The organism is Chamaesiphon sp. OTE_20_metabat_361, assembly GCF_031364565.1.
The window spans coordinates 1-4,534 of sequence record NZ_JANLWO010000664.1 but is presented as its reverse complement, the minus strand read 5'-3'; the positions used below and the strand labels follow the sequence as shown (position 1 = coordinate 4,534).

The following is a 4,534-nucleotide window of genomic DNA, read 5'->3' as shown; positions in this document are numbered from 1 at the left end:
CTGGTGGCAAGGTATATGCCGTGGGGACAACTGCGGTACGCGTCCTGGAAACGGCAGCTCAGGCGGGCACATTGCAGCCTTACAGCGGCGATACGAATATCTTTATCTATCCCGGCTATCAATGGCGCGTCGTGGATGGATTGATTACCAATTTCCACTTACCCGGTTCGAGTTTAATGATGCTGGTCAGTGCGGCGATCGGGCGGCAAAGACTATTAGACTTATATCAAGTCGCGATCGAGTCTGATTATCGCTTTTACTCTTTTGGGGATGCGATGTTGATTCGATCTTTTTCAGCCGACGAGCAGAGCGGTTTGACATCAAAATCGCCCTAAGACGGCAGGAGATTACGTGATTGAGAACTGCTAAATTTACTCAAAATCACGATCGTTGAATCTCTTCCCCTTGAAGTTGAGACCGAGTTTTGTCAAACCTGTTTGAGTTTGTCTGGCGGTCTTCCCAGTAGAAGCTGAATTACCGGATTCCAGTGCTTGTTGATAAGTCGCTTAGGTGAGGTCGCCAAAGCCGTCGTAGGCAGCACAATGGTAAAATTAAGTCGGATGAACAAGCGATCGCGGAAGTTGCTGCACTAGCGATGAATCATCCCTATCGAGATAATGTCTTGGATCTATTGGGAAATCTGAGAGTTACTTTGGAAGCTAAAGTAAATATCGAACCGGAGGAGCGGGATTTAATTATGCAGTTATCGCCTTTGTATTTAGAAAAGATCCAAGCGGCTGAAAGGATTGGCGGGCAGAAGGAAGCACAGACTTTGATTTTACGGCAATTAAATAGACGAGTTGGTGTTCTGTCTCCAGAGTTGCAGTTGCATGTGAAGGCTCTTTCTCTGCCTCGATTGGAGGAGTTGAGTGAGGCGTTGTTAGATTTTAGTCAAATGGATGATTTGGTGGCTTGGTTAGATGCAGATCGAGCGTAAAATAACTTTAAATTGTCGTCGATCCCAAATATGCACGATCGAATCATCAAATATTCGCAATTGAGATTGAGTTCGATAAGATCGACCGCGAAAACAAGCCCAAATCATTGCTCCGTCAAGGTTTGCTCGTGGGCAGTGCCCACCTACTAGCTAGTCCCCTTTACCCACAATTTTAGTCCGGTCACGCCAGTGCCCACCATACTTTTCTACTAATCAATCATCACTAATAATGGTCGCATGAGATCTAGGAATATTATGGCTCGCAGCGAATTTCGATGATAAACCCATCGGGATCGTAACAGTATACGCCGCGCCCGGTCGCTCTAGTGACGGGTTCGCCATCAATTTTGACTCCATTATCGTGCAGCACCTGGACGGCTAATTCAAATAAGTCTGGCGCGATATCAAAGGCGAGATGATTGGCGCGGGTAAATTGCTGTGTCAGATCGGGTGATGGTGGCGATAAGTCTGGCTCGCCAAATAAATCCAGCACGGTGCCATCAGGAGTCCGAAAATTTGCCACCTGTCCCTGTCGAACCAATTCTGTCAGGCTTGTAGGGATTTCTGTGCCAGTTAGCTCGTGTAAGCCCAAAATCGTCCCGTAGAAGTGGCGAGATGCCTGCATGTCGCTGACATTGAGCGCGATATGATGGATGCGGCGGAGGGCACCTGTGGGGAGCGTCGAGATCGATCGAGTTGCAATCATAGCAATGGTTTTTAAAAAACAAATCGCTGGAACACTGATATTGTCGTGAAAGGTAAAGGGTAAAGGGTAAAGGGTAAAGGGTAAAGGGTTTTAAATATCGGTGTGTCATTCTCTAATTAGAGATTGATATTACTTCTATTCACTATCCACTATCCCCTATTCACTATCCACTATTCACTATCCACTATTCACTAAACCTCATAACACCCTTATGCTAACCAAAACCGGACGAATTTAGCCCAAATTGCGATCGAGTTGTGTCCTGATTTGGGGATAGCGGTGGTGTATATTCAAATTAAGACGGGGATTAACCAGTTAGAGTGCATTATTACCGAGGGTTGCCATGCCATTGACTAAACCTAAATCAATTTGAGAGTGAGTGCCGAACGTGGAAGATCGATTACCTTTATTAATTCAAAAACAACTGAATGCCGTAATTCAAAAGCATCCGCCCCTATTTCCGTGGGAAACCAAAATTGAAGAATATGAAACAACTGAGGTCGAATCTGGGAACTCTAAACTTACCAGTCCTCCACCTTCATCGCCCGAAGCCGATCGCGAAGATCGGTAACTAGTTTGCTAGTGGGTCGAGATAAGTGCCCTTCACGTTCTTATTATGCCCACATCTGCACCAGAGCGATCGCTTTCACCGCTTGCCAAAATTCAGCGTCAGATGGCAATGATGCCGAAGATTGCGCCCGAAGAATCATTATTGTTACGGGTGCTAGTACAGTCAATGGTAATCGTCGGGATTATTGCCACCGATGTCGCTGCTGATACTAGTCTGAGTTTGTGGGCGATTCCCCTGAGTATTATCGGGGCGACGTGGAGTTGGTTTCATCGTCACGGGCGGAATATCGGTGCTAAATTTGGTCTAGCATTGGCGATGCTGGGGGCATTGGGCTATTTTGTCGCGAATCTGGTGGGGAGTCTCAATGATACGCGGCTGGTTTTGGCAGAGTTATTGGTGCAGGTGCAGGTAATTCATACCTTCGATCTACCGCGCCGGAAGGATTTGGGCTACTCGATGACGATCGGGTTAATCTTGATTAGTGTGGCGGGTACTTTGAGTCAGACGTTGACTTTTGCACCGCTATTGCTGTTATTTTTGACGATCGCGATTCCGGTATTATTTCTCGACTATCGCTCGCGGCTCGATCTGACGCCGCTGAAGATTTCCAGTCCGACGCAAATCGCCAACATCGGTTTACCGTGGCAAAAACTGGGGCAATTGTTGGGGCTAGTCTTGGGCATCGGCTTAGTTATTTTCGCCATAATGCCGCGCTTTGGCGGCTATCAAGGTTCGCTCCCGATGAGTGCGCCGATTCAATACGAGCAAAAAAAGTTTGACCCGAAGGGGATTACTAATCCCGGCTTTCAGCGCAAAGGTAAAGCTGGGAGTGGCAAAAATCTGCAAATCGACGGTAACGGCGGCGGCGATAGCCAGAGCGATGAACGGACGGATGATACTGCCTATTATGGGTTTAACTCGCGGATCGATCGCAATGGTGCGCGCGGTGTGATGAAGCCCAAGCTAGTGATGCGCGTTCGCTCCCAAGCGCCGGGATTTTGGCGCGCCTTGGCATTCGATCGCTATACTGGGCAAGGCTGGGAAATTTCGCGCAACGAGCAGACGCAAAAGGTGCGCCGTCCGGTGTGGGATTATAAATTTACCCTGGATTATCCCAATTCCCGAGTCCCCAGTAAGAAGGTAATTCAGAGTTATACCGCGCTCGAAGACTTGCCCAATATCATTCCGGGGTTAGCCACTATCAATGAGCTATATTTCCCCACGCCCGAAATTGCGCTAGACGCCGAAGGGATCGTCCGATCGCCAGTCGGCTTACAGCCCGGATTGACCTATACTGTTGTCTCGCAGGTGCCCTATCGCGATCGCCAAATACTCGATCGCTCCAGTACCAAGTATCCCCCCAAGATCGTCGAATATTATCTCCAAATTCCTGCCGATATTGCGCCCAAATTGCAGCAATACACTCAAAATTTAGTCACCGATTATCCTCAACGGCAAGTCGGTAAAAATAGCCCCCCGCTGACATCTACCTACGCTAAATCTCTCTACCTCGCCCAATATCTCAAGCAACATTATCGCCTCCCAGCTAACCCCCTAAGCCTCGATCGCGTGCCCGAAAATGCCGATGTCGCGAGCTGGTTTCTGTTTCGCTGCGAGGGTAAATCGACTACCTGCGAAACTGGCGGTTATGCCGATGATTTTGCAACGACCTACACGATGATGTTACGCTCGATCGGGATTCCCGCCCGATTGGTTGTCGGTTTCGATCCGGGTAAATTCAATCCCTTTACTGGATTCTATGAAGTCTCCAACACCGACGCACATGCCCTCACAGAAGTCTATTTTCCCAAATATGGCTGGTTGGCATTCGATCCGATTCCCGGACACCCCTTGACCCCTCCAGGCGTCGATGAAGACCAAACTTTTAGCACGCTCCAGCAACTGTGGAATTGGGTAGCGAGTTGGTTGCCTTCGCCAGTTACCGCTTGGATCGCCCAAATTTGGTCGCTGACGCTCGGCTGGTTGGTCGTCGGTATTTCCTTATTTCTCGGTCTGTTTAATCGCGGTTGGTTGGGAATATTTAGCGGTAGTGCGATCGCAATCTCGATCGCTTTTTGTCTGTGGTGGGGCTGGCAACAATTCACCAACTGGCGACATCGCCAATGGCTCAAAAAACTCTCCCCAGTCGAGCGAATCTATCAACAAATGTTAGCCCAATTACGCGATCGCGGCGTGCCCAAACATCCCGCGCAAACACCGTTAGAATACGCCCAAACAGTCCGCGAGACTCGATCGGCAGCCACGAGTCTCGCGGTTGCGGAAATCTCTCAAGCCTATACAGCTTGGCGATATGGCGCAC

Annotated in this window: 5 protein-coding genes; 4 read left to right on the top strand and 1 reads right to left on the bottom strand. The window is 48.9% G+C overall.

Going from position 1 to position 4,534, the window contains the following annotated elements; genetic code table 11:
* Together RMO35_RS19040 and RMO35_RS19035 are read left to right on the top strand one after the other, a co-directional pair.
* On the top strand, nt 1–335 hold a 335-nt coding region (locus RMO35_RS19040; RefSeq protein WP_309743165.1), incomplete at its 5' end, for an S-adenosylmethionine:tRNA ribosyltransferase-isomerase.
* A 260-nt stretch (nt 336–595) separates the two neighbouring features.
* Nucleotides 596–937, top strand: a complete 342-nt coding sequence (locus RMO35_RS19035; protein ID WP_309743163.1) for a DUF4351 domain-containing protein — start codon at nt 596–598, stop codon at nt 935–937.
* A gap of 253 nt (nt 938–1,190) precedes the next feature.
* Here the strand turns inward: RMO35_RS19035 and RMO35_RS19030 are convergent, their stop codons facing one another.
* Nucleotides 1,191–1,643, bottom strand: a complete 453-nt coding sequence (locus RMO35_RS19030; protein WP_309743161.1) for a VOC family protein — start codon at nt 1,641–1,643, stop codon at nt 1,191–1,193.
* Between the two features lie 388 nt (nt 1,644–2,031).
* On the opposite strand from RMO35_RS19030, the gene RMO35_RS19025 reads away from it, so the two are divergent.
* Nucleotides 2,032–2,214 (top strand): hypothetical protein, encoded by a 183-nt coding sequence (locus tag RMO35_RS19025; protein WP_309743159.1) that lies wholly within the window; start codon nt 2,032–2,034, stop codon nt 2,212–2,214.
* Between the two features lie 45 nt (nt 2,215–2,259).
* Nucleotides 2,260–4,534 (top strand): transglutaminaseTgpA domain-containing protein (locus RMO35_RS19020; protein WP_309743157.1); only part of this gene is annotated, 2,275 nt, incomplete at its 3' end.

Excerpts from the sequence above, each read along its gene's own strand:
- RMO35_RS19035 (WP_309743163.1), top strand. The coding sequence starts at position 596 with ATGAATCATCCCTATCGAGATAATGTCTTGGATCTATTGGGAAATCTG.
- RMO35_RS19030 (WP_309743161.1), bottom strand. The coding sequence starts at position 1,643 with ATGATTGCAACTCGATCGATCTCGACGCTCCCCACAGGTGCCCTCCGC.